We start from the raw sequence: 17,993 nt of genomic DNA, 5'->3' as shown, positions 1-17,993 counted from the left end.
CTGCTTTTTGTAAGATTACGCATTTGTAGAGGTGGATAACGCCTTTTGGAGTACCTCGGTAAATTGAATTAAGTAGGTTTCATCTACTTCACTGAAACGGTCTTTCACAGGGCTGTCAATGTCGAGAACCCCAATGATCTCTCCATTTACCTTGAGCGGAACGACAATTTCAGATTGTGATGCTGCATCACATGCGATATGTCCAGGGAATGCGTGAACATCAGCGATACGCTGGACTTCACCTGTTGCAAACGCAGTACCGCAAACGCCTTTCCCAGATGGGATACGCACACATGCAGGCAGTCCGTTAAACGGTCCGAGCACAAGCTCGCCGCCTTTAGCTAAATAAAACCCTGCCCAATTAACCTCTGGGAGTGAGTGATACAATAGCGCCGCCGCATTTGCTAGGTTGGCAATTAGATCAGGCTCACCATCTGTAATGGCTTCGACCTGTTTAACGAGCAATTGATAGTCTTTTGATGGATCGCCAGACTGTTTTTCGACATGAAACATGAAAATCTCCTACTTTCTATCTCAAAAATACATAACTTGCGTCTCGCATGTGGGATTTGTCGAGCAATTGTAAAAGGAACTTCCACCTTCATCTTGAAGTATGTACACATGAAGAGGGGTGAGCGGATGAAAACATCAACAACCATGCAAACAAAAGACCGTATTATTGAAGCTGCCATCAGACTTTTTAACCAAAAAGGATTTTCTGGAACCTCTGTCCGTGAGATTGCGAAGGAAGCAAACGTCAACGTTGCCCACATTTCTTATTACTTTCAAGGAAAAGGAGGGCTGCTTGAGCAGCTCGTATCCGATTTTTATGAAGGCTATATTCACATGATTGAATCACATATCCATCACATGGAAACTCGTCATGCAAAAGAATGCTTACTACATGTGGTTTTTGATATTTTATCTTATCAGCACGAGCACCGTCAATTAACCCGTTTCGTATATCGAGAGGTAACGATTGATTCGACGCTCATTAGAGAAATTATGTCGACCTATTTAACGAAAGAAAAATATTTGTTTCAGCTCATCATTGAAAAAGGAAAAAGCACCCATGTGATTTGTGAGCAGCTCTCCATCTCATCTTTTATGATTCAGCTGAAATCACTACTCATGATGCCCTATTTACAGCCGCAATATTTAACGGAGGTGCTTTATTTAAATCCAAATGAGCCTTATTTCTATCAAACGTATTTTAAGGAACTGAGCCGCTCTCTTCATCATTTACTAGAACCAAAAAAGCCGGCATTAGATTCTCATTTAAAACTCATGATGTCTTCGAATTGATCATAAGCATATCCGAGATCTTCCGCTTGATGGGCATCAGACCCAAATATGAGCGGGATTTTTTTCTGTTTTGCAAGATCAATCATCCATTGATCTAAATAGATACTTCTGGCATATGTTTTACGAAGACCTGATGTATTAAAATCTAAGGACATGCCTTTTTTTGCCGTTTCTTCAAGACAAAGGGTGACCTTTTGACAAAGTGCAGGTGTCATCTCAAATGGGAAAAGCTGTTTGAATTTCTGCACAAGGGTGATATGACCGATTCTATTTGGCTTATAACGACCTAAAGATGATAGAATAGAAGAATGAATTTGGTCATAGTAGCTTTGATAGACCTGTTCGATGGTGCCATAGAGGCTTATTAGCTGCTGGAAGGCATTCTCGTCAAAATCAAGGCAAATATAATCATCGCCAGCAGGAAGAAAGTGAACAGATAAAATGCTATCGTCTAGTTCTGGACCATAGCAGTCTAAAAAGGCACTTGTTTCCTCTTCATACTCTTTGATATAGTCAACCTCAAGCCCAGTTTTTACTATTAATTGGCCTGTGTATTCCTGTTTCAACTGATCCAATTTCGTTATATACGATTCAAGTTCTTGGGGCTTCATGGCACTATCCTGCTCTGGTGTTGGATCATGGAACGATGGAGGCAGAGGGGCATGCTCGGTAAAGGTTATGGAATCAAATCCCTTTTTGATGGCTTTTTCAATATAAGAATGAAATGAATCAAGCGAGCCGTGCGGGCAAAACGGTGTATGTAGATGTGCATCTTGCTTCAGCATGTCGTCACCTCTTGTCGATATTTTGAAAAACGTCATGTTTATCAGCGAAAATAATGAAAAATCATGACCAAAAATGCTGGTTACATGGTATCATAATAACAATGAAAACGACAGCTTCCGCATACATAAAAGCAGGTCACATGGATACGTGTGATCAAATGATAGAAAGCGCTCAAATACTTTCTTGAAAAACATACATAAAACCGTGAATGGATGGTATTGGAAAACATACGATCCTGTTTATAAAAAGACAAATGCAAAGCGGACACGAAAGGGTTCTCAGGTCTACTCGGGACACTTTTACCCTGACATCACTTAGATCACAACAAGGGGGCTCATTATGGAGTTTATCATCGGTTTAATTGTCATTTTGCTTGCTTTGTTTTCAGTCGGTTATTTTCTCAGAAAAAATATATATAAAGAGATTGACCGATTGGAAGCATGGAAAATTGAAATTTTAAACAGATCAATTGTAGAAGAAATTTCAAAAATCAAACACTTAAAAATGACCGGAGAAACAGAGCAATTTTTTGAAAGATGGCGTGCAGAGTGGGACGATATCGTGACAGCCCATCTTCCAAAGGTAGAGGAGCTATTATATGACGCAGAAGAGTATTCTGATAAATATCGATTCTCCAAAGCCAAGCAGGTTCTTGCACATATTGAGGACTTGCTGAGTGCTGCTGATTCGAACATTGAAGACATTTTAAAAGAAATTGCAGACCTTGTCACAAGCGAGGAGCAAAATCGCAAGGAAATTGAAAAGGTCAAGGAGCAATATCAAACGGTTCGAAAAAATCTGCTTGCGTACAGCCATTTATATGGCACCCTTTATGACAAAATGGAGCAGGACTTAGATGAGGCCTGGGAAGGGATCAAGCAGTACGAGGAAGAAACAGAAAACGGAAACTACATGAAAGCAAGAAAAATTTTGCTTGAGCAAGACCGCAGACTCGACCAGCTTCAACTATATATCAATGATGTACCAAAGCTTATTGCAGACTGCAAACAAACCGTACCAGGTCAGCTGACGAAGCTGAAAGACGGATATCAGGAAATGTCGGAAAAAGGTTACAAGCTGGAGCACATCCAGATCATGAAAGAGCTGGAGACTTTAAACAAACAGCTTGCGAGAGCGGAAAAATTGCTCATTGATGAACTCAATTTAGAAGAGGCATCAAGCATTTTGCAAATGATCGATGATGCGATTGAGACGCTTTATGATCAGCTGGAGGCAGAAGTAGAGGCAGGTCAGGAAATCAAAAGCAGAATGCCTGAGCTCACAGAAGCATTCGAAAAGCTCGAGCAAGATCACACACAAACAAAGGCAGAAACGGCCCTTGTGAAAGAAAGCTACAAGCTGACAGCAGGAGAACTCGATCAACAGAAAGCATTCGAAAAACGTATAGAAGAAATTGAAAAGCTGATGAAACAAATCCGTGAGAAGCTTGATCGTGATCACGTGGCATATTCATTATTAATGGATGAAATCAATCAGTTGGAGACCTTCATCGAAGATGCAAAAGCATTGCATGACACATTTAAAGGTCATCTTCAATCATTAAGAAAAGAAGAATTACAAGCGAGAGAAACACTGGCTGAGCTTAAAACGATGCTGACAGATACAGTACGCCAGCTGCATAAAAGTAATATTCCAGGTGTACCTGCTGAGATGAAAGAGAGCGCTGAAAAAGCACAGGAGATGATTCATCAAGTGCACGAGCAGCTAGAAAACCTGCCACTCAACATGCCGGCAGTAAATCAGCAATTAAAAGATGCCTCTGACACAGTTAAAAATGTTGTGGATGAGACAGAAGAAATGCTCAGTAAAGTGGATCAAATTGAACGAATCATTCAATACGGTAATCGTTTTAGAAGTCAAAACCATATTCTTTCAGAACAATTAAAAGAGGCAGAACGAAGATTTTACGCCTATGATTACAGCGGATCATTTGATATAGCAGCAGCGGCTGTTGAAAAAGCATCGCCAGGCGCTGTACAAAAGCTGTTAGCTCAGCAAGAAAAAGAGTATCAGCATCAATAAAAAAGCTGAAGTCCATTTACAGGACTTCAGCTTTTTTCTGTTAAGATGCTTGTTTCTCCCGCTTTTGGGAAGCAGAAGAAGTGAAAAGAGAAAGAATGAACCCAATGACCACTCCGAATATAGCAGGAACAACCCATCCAATACCAAGGTCATATAAAGGTAATATCGTTTGAAAGAGATCCTCCACTGGTCCAATCGGGAGTTTCGCTGCTACTAAGCCGTCAAACAAACTGACGCAGCCTGTTAAAATCAAAGTAAGGACATATACAGGTCTTCTTTGACCCATCCATTTATCTGCCAGCGACAAAACAATAATGACAATCGCTAGCGGGTAAATGGCAGTTAAAACTGGTACAGAGAAAGCAATAATATGAGCAAGTCCAAAATTTGAAATAATAAAACTGAATAATGTCACGAGTGTAACGACCATTTTATAAGAAAGTTTAGGTAATAAATTCGAGAAATACTCTCCGCATGATGTAACGAGACCGATACTTGTCGTTAAACAAGCCACTGTAATCGCAGCACCCAACACAATATTTCCTAAACTGCCAAATAAAAATTGAGAAGACTGAGCCAAGATTTTACTGCCATCTCCAATAAAACCAATGGCGTGTGTACTTGAAGCGCCTAAATAAGCAAGAGATAGATAAACAAATGTTAATCCACAAGCTGCAATCAGACCCGCTTTGATACAAGCAGATGTCAGTGCCTTTTTACTTGTCACACCGCGTCCTTTAATGGCGTTGATGACAACAACCCCAAACACAATAGAAGCAAGTGCATCCATGGTTTTATAGCCCTCTAAAAATCCTTTGAAAAATGACCCGCTGCTATAGGATACATCAGGTGTGCCAATGACGCCCATCGGCGTTAAAATGGCTTTGACAATAATGATAAAAATAATCGTAAATTTAATCGGTGTTAACACTTTTCCTACACGATCCACAATCTTCGTTGGATTTAGAGCAAGATAATACGTAATACCAAAAAAGACAAGTGTGAATAAAAGAAGTGAGAGCCAAGCTGGTACACCTGCTAAAAAGGGTAATGCACCAATTTCATATGAAACCGTTCCTGTCCGAGGAATAGCGAAAAGTGGCCCAATAGATAAATATAAAATGACGGTAAACGCTGTTCCGAAAGCTGGGTGAGCTTTATCAGCTAATCCTTTCGCATCTCGACCTGTCAGAGCGATTGCAATAATCCCTAGAAGAGGTAAACCGACACCTGTTAATAAAAATCCGCCCATTGCTTTCCACACATTTTGCCCAGCATATTGCCCAAGCTCTGGTGGATAAATCATATTACCGGCGCCGAAGAATAGAGCAAACAGCATAAAACCTATGATAACCGTATCTTTCGTCGACAAAGTTGCCTTCATTGCATTTAAAGCCTCCATTATTATGTTGAAATATTCTGTTAATTAGTTGCTAGGTAACCGTTCATCATTAACAATCACTAATTATAAAGGATGTACGCCTGATGTCAACATGTGTTTACGTACAAAAGTCATGAATTTTTCTATTTTAGTATATGAAGAACAATAAAAAAACATCCCCTTCTTCTTTGGAAGGGGATGTTTTAGCTTGCGATGATTATGAGACAAGCTGCTTTGGCGGGCTGGTAAACATGGAAATAAGTAAACCAACCACAGCACCGATAACAGCGGGTATGATCCAGCCAATGCCTAAATCGTAAAACGGAACAATTGATTTCAAGATGCCAGGCAAGCCGCCTAGATTAACTTCGGCAGCTAATAATCCATCAATGATGGCGAAGAAACCAGTAAAGATAAGAGATACGATATAAATGAGTCTTCTTCCGTTAATCCAGCGATCAAGGAATGACAATAAAATAATGACAATGGCTAGTGGATAGATCGTTACAAGAACTGGAACAGATAGAGAGATAATTTGTGCCAGTCCAAGGTTTGCAACTAGTGTACTAAATAAAGATACGATCAGAACGACTGTGCGATAAGACAGGCTAGGGAAGAGCTTTGAAAAATATTCTCCACAAGATGAAATAAGTCCAACACTAGTCGTTAAACAAGCGAATAAAATGGCTGCGCCAAGAACAATGTTACCAGCAGAACCGAATAAAAAGTTTGCAGAAAGTGAAAGCAGTTTGCCGCCATCATTTGCTCCAACCATTCCCGTCGCATCGGGACTTGAAGCACCCACATAAGCAAGTGAAATGTATACGAGTGCCAGCCCAACAGCTGCCACGAGTCCTGCTTTAATACAAGCTGCTGCAAGAGATTTACGCTCTGTGATGCCTCTGTCCTTAACAGCTGTCACCACGACGATTCCAAATACGATAGAAGCAAGAGCATCCATTGTTTTATAGCCTTCTAAAAATCCAGTAAAGAGCGGGTTTGCTTTATAGGTTGCATCAGGAGCACCGATCATTCCCATTGGCGTAGCAATGGCTTTAATGACAATAATAGCAATAACAGTTAATAAGATCGGTGTCAAAATTTTACCAATTCGATCAACCAGCTTTGAAGGATTTAAAGCAAGCAAGTATGAAATAGTGAAAAACACTACAGTAAAGATGAATAGTGGTACCCATGAAGTGGATTGGGCACCTGAAAGAAATGGAGCTAATCCTATCTCATACGAAACCGTACCAGTTCGTGGAATAGCGAAAAATGGCCCGATAGATAAATACAAAATAACGGTAAAGATGGTCCCGAATTTTGGGTGTGCTTTATCTGCAAGGCCTTTTGCACCGGTACCTGTAAGGGCGACTGCAATCACTCCAAGAAGCGGAAGACCTACTCCTGTGAGTAAAAATCCACCGATGGCAAGCCATACATTCTCACCTGCATATTGTCCAAGAACAGGTGGGAAAATCATATTTCCTGCGCCAAAGAATAATGCAAAAAGCATTAGGCCAATGGCTAGCGTCTCCTTTATACTTAAACTATTTTTCAAAATAGTTCCTCCTTAATCAGTGTAATGTGCCAAATTAAAATATTCTGACAATTAAAATGTTTATGTGCCAATGGCACTATGGATGATATAGTGAAAATGAAAAGTTGTCAACTGCCATTTTCAGAAAATTCTATGTCTGACTTCATTATGGTAACATATAAATGCATTTATTTTTTAAGTTTTTTGTAAGGAGTTACAATATGATCTATCTTGATAATAGTGCAACAACCAAGCCTTACCCAGAGGTTTTACAAGTATATCAGCAAGTGAGTGAACGTTTTTTTGGTAATCCGTCATCGCTTCATCAGCTAGGAATTGATGCAAGCCGGCTGCTAAATGAAACGAGAAAACAAATGCTTCACTATACAGGCTTGAAACAATATGAGATTATCTTTACTTCTGGTGCAACAGAAGCGAACAACATTGCCATTAAAGGAGCAGCTCTCGCCAAAATGAACCGGGGGAAACATATTGTGACAACAGCCATTGAACATCCCTCTGTCATCGAATCGTTTGAACAGCTGAAGGCTTTATTTGGTTTTGATATCTCCTATATTCAAGTAAATGAGCATGGTCATGCAGATATGAATCATTTAAAAGAAGTGCTTCGCCCTGATACAGTTCTTGTCAGTATGATGCACGTTAATAACGAAACGGGTGCCATCCAGCCGATTGTAGAAGCTGCTGGCATGATTCGTGAGCATGCTGAAAATGCCCTTTTTCATGTCGATGGGGTGCAGGGGATGTGCAGAGTAGCACTTGATAAACAACTGGATGTGGATCTTTTGACGATATCTGGTCATAAAATTCATGGCTTAAAAGGCACTGGAGCGCTCTTTTTAAAAAAAGGTGTAGTGCTTGCCCCTTTTATCACAGGAGGAGAGCAGGAATTAGGCCTGCGTTCAGGTACTGAAAACCCTGCTGGTGCTGTCAGCCTAGCAAAAGCCATGAAACAATCATTCGAGCTGCTGAAAAAACATCATGATGAAATGCTACACTTAAAAACGCAGCTGCTAAAGCAGCTTGGAGAAATAGAAGGTATTGTCATCAACACACCGCTGACGCAAAGTGCGCCGCATATTGTGAATTTTTCAGTGCCAGGTATTCAGATCGAGGTCCTTCTCCATATGCTTGAAAAAGAAGGGATATATGTTTCGACAACCTCTGCCTGCTCAGCTAAGAAAAAGGAGCCAAGCCAAGTTCTCCTAGCGATGGGGAAACCGGAAGAAGTGGCAAAAAGCAGTATGAGAATCAGCTTGACGTATGGACAAGGATCAGAACTAGCGCCACAAATCATCACATCGATCGCACAAAGTGTGAAAAAATTAAAAGGAATGAGATAACAACATGAAATATGATCATATTTTAGTCCGTTTTGGTGAAATTTCAACAAAAGGAAAAAACAGAAAGAAATTTATTGAAAAACTAAGGCAGCATATCCGGTTTGTATTGAAAGAATTTGCAGCATTAAAGTATGCATCTGATAGAGACCGCATTACGATTATGCTGAACGGAGAAGACCCTGAACCGATTTCAGAACAGCTTAAAGGTGTATTTGGCATTCAAAGCTTTAGTCTTGCGGTGAAATGTGAGACAAATCTCGATGCCATCAAAGAAGCGGCACTCACAGCGGTACAGGAAGTATATGAACAAGGAAATACATTTAAGGTCTCAACGAAACGCTCTTATAAACAATTTGAACTTGATTCAAATGAAATGAACCGCGAAATTGGCGGACATGTGCTGAGGAATACAGAAAACTTAACGGTCAATGTCAAACAGCCGGATGTGCATTTGCGTATTGAAATAAGAGAACATGCGACATATATTACATTCAAAGATGTCAAAGGTGCAGGCGGACTGCCGGTTGGTTCAAGTGGAAGAGCGATGCTCATGCTTTCAGGCGGCTTTGACAGCCCAGTTGCCGGCTATAAAGCGATGAAACGCGGTATTCAAATTGAGGCTGTCCATTTCTTTAGTCCCCCGTATACAAGTGAACGTGCCAAGCAAAAGGTCATTGATCTGACAGAATGCTTAGCTGCATATGGAGGCGAAATAAAACTTCACATCGTCCCTTTTACAAAAATTCAAGAGCTGATTCATAAACAAGTACCCGAAAACTATACGATGACATCAACAAGAAGAATGATGCTGAAAATTGCAGATAAAATAAGAGAGAAGCGTGATGCTCTTGCGATTATTACGGGTGAAAGCCTTGGACAAGTCGCAAGTCAAACACTTGAAAGCATGTATGCCATTAACCATGTAACCAATACACCAATCATTCGCCCGCTCATTGCGGTTGATAAGAATGACATTATTGATGAAGCGAGACGAATTGGCACATACGAGACAAGCATTCAGCCTTTCGAGGACTGCTGCACAATTTTTACGCCGCCATCTCCTAAAACAAAACCAAAGCTTGAGAAAGTAGAACGATACGAAAGCTTTGCTGATTTCGAGCCAATGCTCGATGAGGCAGTGGAGCAAATCGAAACGATCATCGTCACAAAAGAGAAGAAAGCGGCAGACGAATTCGCTGATTTATTCTAAAATAAAAATTTCATAATAATTACCATAAAAACAATCGCATGAAGTCATGTGTTTCTACACATTCTATATTCACAAGGAGGTGAGAACACATGGCTCAACAAAACAGACAAAGCAGTTCTAATCAATTAGTCGTTCCAGGCGCTGCACAAGCGATCGACCAAATGAAGTATGAAATCGCTTCAGAATTTGGCGTAAACCTTGGACCAGAAACAACAGCTCGCGCTAACGGATCAGTTGGTGGAGAAATCACTAAACGTCTTGTATCTTACGCTCAACAACATATGGGTGGCGGATCTTTCTAAGACACACAATTAAAAAGCTATGGCTTAGGAGCGGGATCATTCCCGCTCTTTTCTATTTGTACATAAAAATAGTTTGAATATTTACAAAAAAGAAGACGGAATGAAAAAATTATGGCATAATACTAGGAGTAGGTCCTAATTCAAGCATTTTTCAGTTATGAGTGTTAGAATAGGTAAATTGAAACATGTTTCGTTTCATAGAAAGAGGCTAAAAGGAGCTGTACCATGAAAAGAGAAGACTTAATTGCACCAGAACAATATAACTTAGTCAGTGAGATTGAAGCGTTCAGTCATGACAAGGAGAAAAAGGCCCTGCACTGGCAGGATGGAAATGGCTACGAAGCACATGTGACGTATGCATCTTTAGTGGAAGAAGCAAATAAAATTGGTCATGTATTATTAAATGCAGGCTTTAAAAAAGGCGATAAAATCATTGTGATGGTGCCGCGCATGCTAGACGCATACAGCATTTATTTAGCGATCTTGAAAACAGGAATGGTCGTCATTCCTTGTTCAGAAATGTTGCGTGCAAAAGACTTAGATTACCGAATTGAACATGCAGAAGCAAAGGGAGCGATCGTTTACTCTTCATTCATTCAATCGTTCGACGGAACCAACCAGCCAAACGATTTTAAAACATTCTCAATCGGTGAAAACGATCATGGGTGGACAAACATTCTTGCGCAAAAGGAAGAGCAATCAAGCGAGCTGCAAATGGCTCCGACAACACGTACAGATATGGCGTTCTTATCCTATACATCTGGTACAACAGGCAACCCAAAAGGGGTTGTTCATACACATGGCTGGGCATATGCACATTTACGCACTGCTGCCAAAGCATGGCTCTCCATTAATGAAGGGGATAAAGTATGGGCGACAGCAGGACCAGGCTGGCAAAAATGGGTATGGAGCCCTCTCTTATCTGTGTTAGGAAGCGGGGCAGAAGGCTTTGTATACGGAGGGAAGTTCAATCCAAATACGTACTTAGAGCTGCTTCAAAAAAATGAAATCAATGTCCTATGCTGTACGCCGACAGAATACCGATTTATGGCGAAAGTAGATGACTTAAGTCAGTACGAGCTTCCAAAGCTACATAGTGCCGTGTCTGCGGGAGAGCCGCTCAACCGTGAAGTCATTGATACATTCAAAAAGCATTTCGATATAGAAGTACGAGACGGCTATGGCCAAACAGAAAGCACACTGCTCGTAGGGGTGCTAAAAGGAATGGACATCAAGCCTGGCAGTATGGGAAAACCCACACCTGGCAACGAAGTCGAGATCATTGATGAGGACGGCACCGTATGCGCTCCTGGAGAAGTTGGTGACATTGCGGTCCATCTTGAAACGCCGGCTTTATTTAAGGAATACTACAAAGATGAAGAGCGTACAAAGACGCAGCGCCGCGGGAATTACTTTATTACCGGTGACCGTGCGAAAAAGGATGAAGATGGGTACTTTTGGTTTGAAAGCCGCAGAGATGATATCATCGTCAGCTCAGGCTATACCATTGGGCCGTTTGAAGTAGAAGATGCACTGATTAAACACCCAGCAGTTAAAGAATGTGCGGTTGTGGCGAGTCCAGATGAAATCAGAGGATCCATCGTGAAGGCATATGTTGTCCTGCGTGATGAATCAGCACAAAGTGATGAGCTGATCAAAGAGCTGCAAACACATGTGAAAAACACAACAGCACCTTACAAATACCCAAGAGAAATTGAATTCATTGACGAACTGCCAAAAACACCGTCAGCGAAAATCCGTCGTGTCGAGCTGAGAGAAAGAGAGCTTGCACGAAAAGGATCATGATGAATAAACGAAAAGCGTTTGGATGAAAGCATCCAGCGCTTTTTTTATGGAAAAACAAATCTGCTGGAAGCGATCATGATGTTTTATGTTAAAATGTGTAGGAATTGCTGGAAAAGGAGAATGTTAGAAGATGTTCATTGCCATCATTCATGGAATTGTGCTTGCCTTTGGCCTCATTTTACCATTGGGCGCACAAAATGTATTTGTGTTTCAGCAAGGAGCCCTTCAGGCGCGATTATATCAGGCTTTACCTGTCGTGATCACTGCTGCTCTTTGTGACACACTTTTAATTGCGTTAGCTGTCATTGGGGTTTCTGTTGTGGTGTTCACCATTCCTATGCTGCAAATGTGTCTTTATCTCATTGGATTTTGTTTTTTAGTTTATATGGGATGGTCCGTGTGGAACACAAGCTCATCAACAGATGCTAAAGAGAAGCAGGAATTCATGCCTGCGAGAAAACAAATTCTCTTTGCCTGTTCAGTTTCACTTTTAAATCCCCACGCCATTCTCGATACCATTGGCGTGATTGGCACAAATTCGCTTCAATATAACGGGACAGAAAAATGGGCATTTACACTCGCTTGTATCATCGTGTCCTGGTTATGGTTTATTGGGCTCGCTCTTTTAGGGAAGATGCTAGGGAAGTTAGATACAAACGGCAACTGGATGAACCGTATCAATAAAGCTTCAGCGGTCCAGCGGTCATGATCTGGCTTGTCGCGTTATACATTGCGTATCAATTGATTGTATAAAGATACATAGAGAAAAAAGAGAGGAGCGTTTGGGCAGATGAGAGGCCCGCGCTTTTTTGTATTTTCTTTGCATGAGCGATATGCTCATGCTTTTTTAGGTTCTTTTTTGAAAATCGTTTGATTTAAAAGGCGGAGAGCTTGTACGATATCATCCATTTGTTCTATATCGGAGGAAGATAGGCTGTCTAATAGTACCTCTTCGATATGTTGGAAGGCTTCATTCATACAAGTACGGCCTTTGTCAGATAGCTTAATGACATGTTTTCGTTTGTCATCACGGTCTTCTTCTTTATCAATGAATTGTTTCTCGTGTAGTTTTTTCAGTTCTCTGCTGACATTCGGAAGAGACATGTGCTGACAGTCGGCAATTTCACTTGGCGTAAGCGGCTCGCTGACAGCTAGCTGCTCTAGTATCAAGTATTGTAAGGTCGTTAAGTTAGCTGGTTTGACTTTGTACATTAGGTCATGTTTTAGTTCTGAAAAAGTAGAAGCAAATGCTACGAATTCCTTGAAGAAATGGGGATGTTTCATGTTTATCACCTCCTACGTAACATACCAAAATTATTATCAAAAAACAATTATCATTTGACAACTATTTATCAGGGGTATATCATTTAGTTATCAAATGATAACAAAAGGAGCTCATACATGAATGTACTCATTATTTATACTCACCCCCATCACAATAGTTTAAATGGTGCTTTCTTAAAAGAAATCATGAAAGGCAGTGAAGAAAATCCACTAGTTCATGAAGTGAAAATCATCGATTTATACAAAGAAGAATTTGATCCTGTGCTGATTTTTAATAAAGAGAAAAAAAGGCGTGACATGCATAAGGACCCTGACATTCGGGTGTATCAGGAGAAGATCAAATGGGCGGACAAAATCGTGTTCGTATATCCTATTTGGTGGGGAAGACCGCCAGCCATGCTGCTTGGCTTTATTGACCGCATGTTTGCTGCGAATTTTGCTTATCGTCAAACAGGCGGGCTGCTTCCAGAAGGACTGTTAAAAGGAAAAAGTGCTGTTTGTGTATCGACGATGCAAGGGCCAACCAACTACCCTCTCTTCTTTTTGCAAAATGCACACAAGGTGTTAATGAAACGAGCCCTCTTACAATATGTCGGAATCAAACCTGTGAAGTTCTTTGAGTTCGGCATGATGGAAAGCCCAAAAGGAAAACATGACGTCAAATTAAAACGAATCTATAACTATTTCAGAAAAATCAGCTCATAAAACAGTTAGTGAAGTCACTTTTCTTCTAATTGGATCCTTTTATGTTTTAAAATGACAGTGAGGGTGGGAGAACTCTTCCTCGTCATTTGAAAAGGGGGATATGGATGAAGAAAACATTGTTTAAAGATGCGGCGCTTTTAACACTTGATCCAACTTTAGGTTTTTTAGAAAAAGGAGATTTATTAATTGAAGGGACACACATTTTAGAGGTTGGACCTTTCATTGAAGCAAATGATGCTGACATTGTCGATGCGTCCGATATGGTGATCATGCCAGGGCTTGTGGATACACATCGTCATGTGTGGCAGTCAGTCATTAGAGGCATAGGCACAGATTGGTCTTTGCAGACATATTTGAGCAAAATCTATTACGGAAACTATGGTGCGATGAGACGCCCATCCGATGATCGAATCGCGAATTATTTAGGGGCATTAGAGGCATTAGATGCAGGAGTGACCACATGTTTAGACTGGACGATGATCAATTCAATGGATCATACAGAAGAGCTCATCGGAGGATTAAAGGATGCGGGCATTCGAGCTGTTTTTGCTTTCGGTTCCTCTGGAGATGCTGAGTATTGGGATAGGGAGAGCACACTCACCAATATGGAGGACGCAGCACGCGTGAAAAAAACGCATTTTCAATCGTCAGATCAGCTTTTGACAATGGGGCTTGCGATTCGTGGACCAGAGTTTTCTTCATGGGAAACTTCAGTATTTGAAATTGAGACAGCCCGGTCTCTAGATGCTCTATGCAGTATGCATATTGGCTTTGGGAACTGGGGAGCGGAGGATCGTTCGATTGAGCGGCTTCACAAAGCAGGGTTACTTGGACCTGACCTCAACATGGTGCATATCAATGCAATCGATGCAGATCAAATGAAGATGCTGGCAGACAGCGGAAGCTCCATATCCATTACACCTGAAATTGAAATGATGATGGGTCACGGTTATCCTGTGACAGGACTTGCGATTGAACAAGGTGTTCTTCCAACGCTCGGTGTAGACGTGGTTACAGCGACAGGCGGAGATTTGTTTGCTCAAATGAAATTCGGACTTCAGGCAGAGCGCGCGCTCCAAAATCAAGCATTGCTGATGGAGGGAATCATGCCGGGGCCTGAACTTGGAATTTCTGCTCAACAAATGCTTGAGGCTGCGACGATCAATGGGGCTCGTGCATTACAGCTTGATCATAAAATTGGCTCGCTCACACCTGGAAAAGAAGCTGATTTCATCCTAATCGACCGGACAAGCATGAATCTTCTGCCGATGACAGATCCGGCTGGAGCGGTTGTACAAACGGCACACCCTTCAAATGTTGATTCTGTTTATGTGGCTGGAAAAGCAGTGAAACGAAACGGAAAACTTGTCGGTGTGAACCTAGAAGAGGTCAAACGGAAAGCTTATGCGGCAAGAGATCATATTCTATCGCACAAGTTTGAATCAACTCCATCATAAACAAACAATCCCCATAGGCAGCTGCCTATGGGGATGAGATTACAAGGATTCTTTAATGACCTTTTTATAATATTGGACAGACAGGAATCCAAAGATAGAATATAAAACCGTATAAATCGACATGACGATGAGCATTGGAGTCCACAATTCACCGCCGAATAAAAACCAGCCTGACTGTACAGCAAAGTAGCTGTGCAGCAATCCAATGATGAGCGGAATCCCAAAGTTAAACAGCTGTTTGAGCCGGATGCCTTTTAATAGGTCTTTCTCTGTAAAGCCAAGCTTACGTAAGATCGTGTAAGAGCTTTGTTCTTCTTCACTTTCATTCATCTGTTTGAAGTATAAAATACAGCCTGATGTGACAAGGAAGCTTAGACCTAGAAATCCAACCACAAACATCATCAGTCCTATTGTTTGCTTTTGCTGCTGAGCTGAAGCTAATTGAGACATGCTGTTGTCACTTAGTTTTAAAGATGTAAACATATCATTGGCCTGTTCAAGATTTTGATCATCTTTTATATTGACCGCATTATATTGGTTATTCTCAAGTTGCAGCTTAGGATCTTTCTGCTGGTCAAGCTGCTCAAAGACACTTTGACTGACGACGGCAACAGGCAGACCACCAAAAGTGAATTTGTAAGAGATGAGGTAATCTTTCTTCATATCAATCACTTTTAAATCAAGGGGTTTCTTGATAAGTAGTTTCACATCACCTGAGCTTTGAATCGGCATGAATTTCTTCAATAAATCACTGTAGCCGCTTAAGATGATTTCGTTGCCTTCCACATGAATATTTGGTGCGTTTTTCTCACTGATCACAGGCAGTGTTAAGACGCCTGGATCATTATTCATATTTTTTATCTCTGAATCCATGATTTTCTTTGCGTCAAACTTCGCTTGAATGACCTTGAACTGCTTTGTTTCATACGCAATATGTTTGTCAGAAAGTGCACGAGTGAAGGTATCGGCTTCTTTCTCTGTGCCCATGACGAAATGGGATGGAATCTGTTGTTCAGCGGTTTTTTCTGCTGAGTAATAGGAAATGTAGCTTAAAGATAACAACCCGATGGCAAGTGCAGATACCGTTGTAATAATTGTTAAAAGCAGTGCATTTGATTTTAACCGGAACATAATAGATGAAAGAGACAGAACTTCATGAATGGCGAGATAGCCATTTTTTCTTTTACGTACGATATTGGCAATGAATGAAACAGAGCCTTTATAGAAAAGAAAGGTACCAATAATGACAGAGGCTAGAATATAGATCATGGCTAATAATAACTCAAGCATGGACGTATATGAGCCGGTAAAAAGCTGAGAAGAAATATAATAGCCTGAGCTGATCAAGACAATACCGAGAACCCCAATGATAATTTCAAACACAGAGATTTTTTTCACACGCTGCTCTGTAGAAGACGTAGTTCTAAACAAAGATAAAATGGTCTGTCTGTTAATAAACCATCTATTTCTTAACATGATTAATCCATAGATGATGAAAAAGACGATAAGTGTCTGCAAAAGGGCCATGCCTGAAAAGTGCAGGTTGGCGATGGCGCTGACGCCGGTTACTTTAAATAGCACCATCAGCATGAGTTTTGAACCGATAAATCCAGCTATGATGCCAACAGCCATGGAGAATACGTATAGAATAAAATTTTCTGCATTAAGCAGTTTGGCAATTTTTTGTTTCGTCATGCCAATGAGCTGAAGGAGGCCTATTTCTCTCCCTCTGCGTTTAATAAAAATGCTGTTCGCATATAACAGGAAGATCCCAACAATGGCGATGAGCAGTACCGAAGCGGCTTTGATCGATGCACCGCCCTTAATGGACCCTTTTACATCATCAAGTGCTGGTGAATACTGCAAGGTGACAAAAGAAAAGTAGAGCGCCACACTAAACACGAGAGCAAACACATATAAATAGTAATTTTTTAAATTTTTCTTCAAGTTACGGAGGATGAGCTGATTAATGTTCATGCTTCACACCGCCTAAAACACCTTGCGTTTTCATAATATCCTCGAAAAACATCTTTCTCTCTAAAGCACCTTTATTCAACTGAGTATAAATCTGTCCGTCCTTGATAAAAATGACGCGTCTTGAATAGCTCGCTGCCACAGGATCATGTGTCACCATGACAATGGTCGCTTTTCGTTTTCGATTGAAATCTTGCAGCTTATTGAGTAAATCAGATGCAGATTTTGAATCAAGCGCTCCGGTAGGTTCATCTGCGAAAATAAGACTAGGCTCATGAATGAAGGCACGAACCGCTGATGTCCGCTGCTTTTGTCCACCAGAGAGTTCATTTGGATATTTGTCTCTTAGTTCATAGATGCCCATGTCCTCAGCAAGCTTTTGAAAACGTTCAAAAGCTTCTTTTTTCGGCGTTTTGGAGATGGATAATGGCAAGAGGATGTTCTCTTTGACCGTGAGTGTATCAAGTAAGTTATAATCCTGAAAAACAAAGCCAAGCTGCTTTTTTCTAAATTCTGCAAGCTGCTGATCCTTCATTTGTGTCATCTCAGCATCTGCGATACGAATGGATCCGCTGGACACATGATCAATAGAGGACAATACGTTCAGAAGGGTTGTTTTCCCCGAGCCTGATGGCCCCATGATGCTGACGAATTCTCCAGCTTCAATGGTCAAATCAATGCCACTCAGCACCTCTTGTTTGTTGAATTTATTTCCGTAGCTTTTATATATTTTGCGAGCTTCTAAAATGTTCATTTGTCGATCCCCTTTTCTATTTAATTGATACCTCTAGTATAAAAAGAAGCCCGCCGCACTTCCTTCGATTTGGCGAACAAAA

15 protein-coding genes and 1 pseudogene are annotated in these 17,993 nt (G+C 40.9%); 9 read left to right on the top strand and 7 right to left on the bottom strand.

Translation table 11 applies throughout. From position 1 onward, the window contains the following. Positions 1-15: 15 nt before the first annotated feature. Positions 16-513, bottom strand: coding sequence for a GAF domain-containing protein (locus ACQYAC_RS07600; protein WP_180310356.1), 498 nt, complete (start codon positions 511-513; stop codon positions 16-18). Positions 514-639: 126 nt separating this feature from the next. Here ACQYAC_RS07600 and refZ point away from each other — a divergent pair, with 126 nt between their 5' ends. After that, a complete protein-coding gene (refZ, locus tag ACQYAC_RS07595; RefSeq protein ID WP_058015056.1) occupies positions 640-1,305 on the top strand; it encodes a forespore capture DNA-binding protein RefZ in 666 nt (221 codons plus the stop codon). On the opposite strand, the gene hisJ is transcribed toward refZ, so the two are convergent. Then, entirely contained in the window at positions 1,275-2,090 is an 816-nt protein-coding gene (hisJ, locus tag ACQYAC_RS07590; protein ID WP_429943036.1) for a histidinol-phosphatase HisJ, read from the bottom strand. The genes refZ and hisJ overlap by 31 nt on opposite strands. Positions 2,091-2,430: 340 nt before the next feature. Here hisJ and ezrA point away from each other — a divergent pair, with 340 nt between their 5' ends. Next, positions 2,431-4,134, top strand: a complete 1,704-nt coding sequence (gene ezrA, locus ACQYAC_RS07585) for a septation ring formation regulator EzrA (protein WP_429943035.1) — start codon at positions 2,431-2,433, stop codon at positions 4,132-4,134. A 40-nt stretch (positions 4,135-4,174) separates the two neighbouring features. On the opposite strand, the gene brnQ (ACQYAC_RS07580) is transcribed toward ezrA, so the two are convergent. After that, positions 4,175-5,518: a branched-chain amino acid transport system II carrier protein gene (gene brnQ, locus ACQYAC_RS07580; protein ID WP_429943034.1), complete on the bottom strand. Its 1,344-nt coding sequence runs from the start codon at positions 5,516-5,518 to the stop codon at positions 4,175-4,177. A 214-nt stretch (positions 5,519-5,732) separates the two neighbouring features. Beyond that, positions 5,733-7,076 carry a branched-chain amino acid transport system II carrier protein gene (gene brnQ / locus ACQYAC_RS07575; RefSeq protein ID WP_061409113.1) on the bottom strand — a complete coding sequence of 448 codons (1,344 nt, stop codon included), beginning with the start codon at positions 7,074-7,076 and terminating at the stop codon, positions 5,733-5,735. A 200-nt stretch (positions 7,077-7,276) separates the two neighbouring features. On the opposite strand from brnQ (ACQYAC_RS07575), the gene ACQYAC_RS07570 reads away from it, so the two are divergent. The 5 genes and pseudogenes from ACQYAC_RS07570 to ACQYAC_RS07550 all read left to right on the top strand — a co-directional run bounded on the left by ACQYAC_RS07570 (position 7,277) and on the right by ACQYAC_RS07550 (position 12,490). After that, on the top strand, positions 7,277-8,419 hold the full coding sequence (locus ACQYAC_RS07570; RefSeq protein ID WP_429943033.1) for a cysteine desulfurase family protein: 1,143 nt from the start codon (positions 7,277-7,279) through the stop codon (positions 8,417-8,419). A gap of 4 nt (positions 8,420-8,423) precedes the next feature. Then, positions 8,424-9,629: a tRNA uracil 4-sulfurtransferase ThiI gene (gene thiI, locus ACQYAC_RS07565; RefSeq protein WP_429943032.1), complete on the top strand. Its 1,206-nt coding sequence runs from the start codon at positions 8,424-8,426 to the stop codon at positions 9,627-9,629. An 89-nt stretch (positions 9,630-9,718) separates the two neighbouring features. Beyond that, positions 9,719-9,931, top strand: coding sequence for an alpha/beta-type small acid-soluble spore protein (locus ACQYAC_RS07560; RefSeq protein WP_003216385.1), 213 nt, complete (start codon positions 9,719-9,721; stop codon positions 9,929-9,931). A gap of 225 nt (positions 9,932-10,156) precedes the next feature. Further along, the gene (mbcS, locus tag ACQYAC_RS07555) at positions 10,157-11,737 is read left to right on the top strand and encodes an acyl-CoA synthetase MbcS (RefSeq protein WP_323641263.1); all 1,581 of its coding nucleotides are present in this window, start codon (positions 10,157-10,159) and stop codon (positions 11,735-11,737) included. A gap of 130 nt (positions 11,738-11,867) precedes the next feature. Next, positions 11,868-12,490, top strand: a pseudogene (locus ACQYAC_RS07550) (LysE/ArgO family amino acid transporter). A gap of 84 nt (positions 12,491-12,574) precedes the next feature. Here ACQYAC_RS07550 and ACQYAC_RS07545 read toward each other — a convergent pair. Further along, positions 12,575-13,021, bottom strand: coding sequence for a MarR family winged helix-turn-helix transcriptional regulator (locus ACQYAC_RS07545; RefSeq protein ID WP_429943031.1), 447 nt, complete (start codon positions 13,019-13,021; stop codon positions 12,575-12,577). A 117-nt stretch (positions 13,022-13,138) separates the two neighbouring features. Here ACQYAC_RS07545 and ACQYAC_RS07540 point away from each other — a divergent pair, with 117 nt between their 5' ends. Continuing rightward, on the top strand, positions 13,139-13,726 hold the full coding sequence (locus tag ACQYAC_RS07540; RefSeq protein WP_058015064.1) for an NAD(P)H-dependent oxidoreductase: 588 nt from the start codon (positions 13,139-13,141) through the stop codon (positions 13,724-13,726). Positions 13,727-13,830: 104 nt separating this feature from the next. Next, positions 13,831-15,183, top strand: a complete 1,353-nt coding sequence (locus ACQYAC_RS07535) for an amidohydrolase family protein (RefSeq protein ID WP_144462554.1) — start codon at positions 13,831-13,833, stop codon at positions 15,181-15,183. Positions 15,184-15,222: 39 nt separating this feature from the next. On the opposite strand, the gene ACQYAC_RS07530 is transcribed toward ACQYAC_RS07535, so the two are convergent. Continuing rightward, entirely contained in the window at positions 15,223-17,160 is a 1,938-nt protein-coding gene (locus tag ACQYAC_RS07530; protein WP_429943030.1) for an FtsX-like permease family protein, read from the bottom strand. Then, positions 17,150-17,911 carry an ABC transporter ATP-binding protein gene (locus tag ACQYAC_RS07525; protein WP_429943029.1) on the bottom strand — a complete coding sequence of 254 codons (762 nt, stop codon included), beginning with the start codon at positions 17,909-17,911 and terminating at the stop codon, positions 17,150-17,152. The genes ACQYAC_RS07530 and ACQYAC_RS07525 overlap by 11 nt, the downstream gene beginning before the upstream one ends. Positions 17,912-17,993 lie beyond the last annotated feature (82 nt).

This window comes from Bacillus sp. MM09(2025), assembly GCF_050496725.1.
Taxonomy (GTDB): domain Bacteria; phylum Bacillota; class Bacilli; order Bacillales; family Bacillaceae; genus Bacillus; species Bacillus pumilus.
Note: the sequence above shows the minus strand (reverse complement) of the source record. Positions and strands in the feature narration are given on the sequence as shown.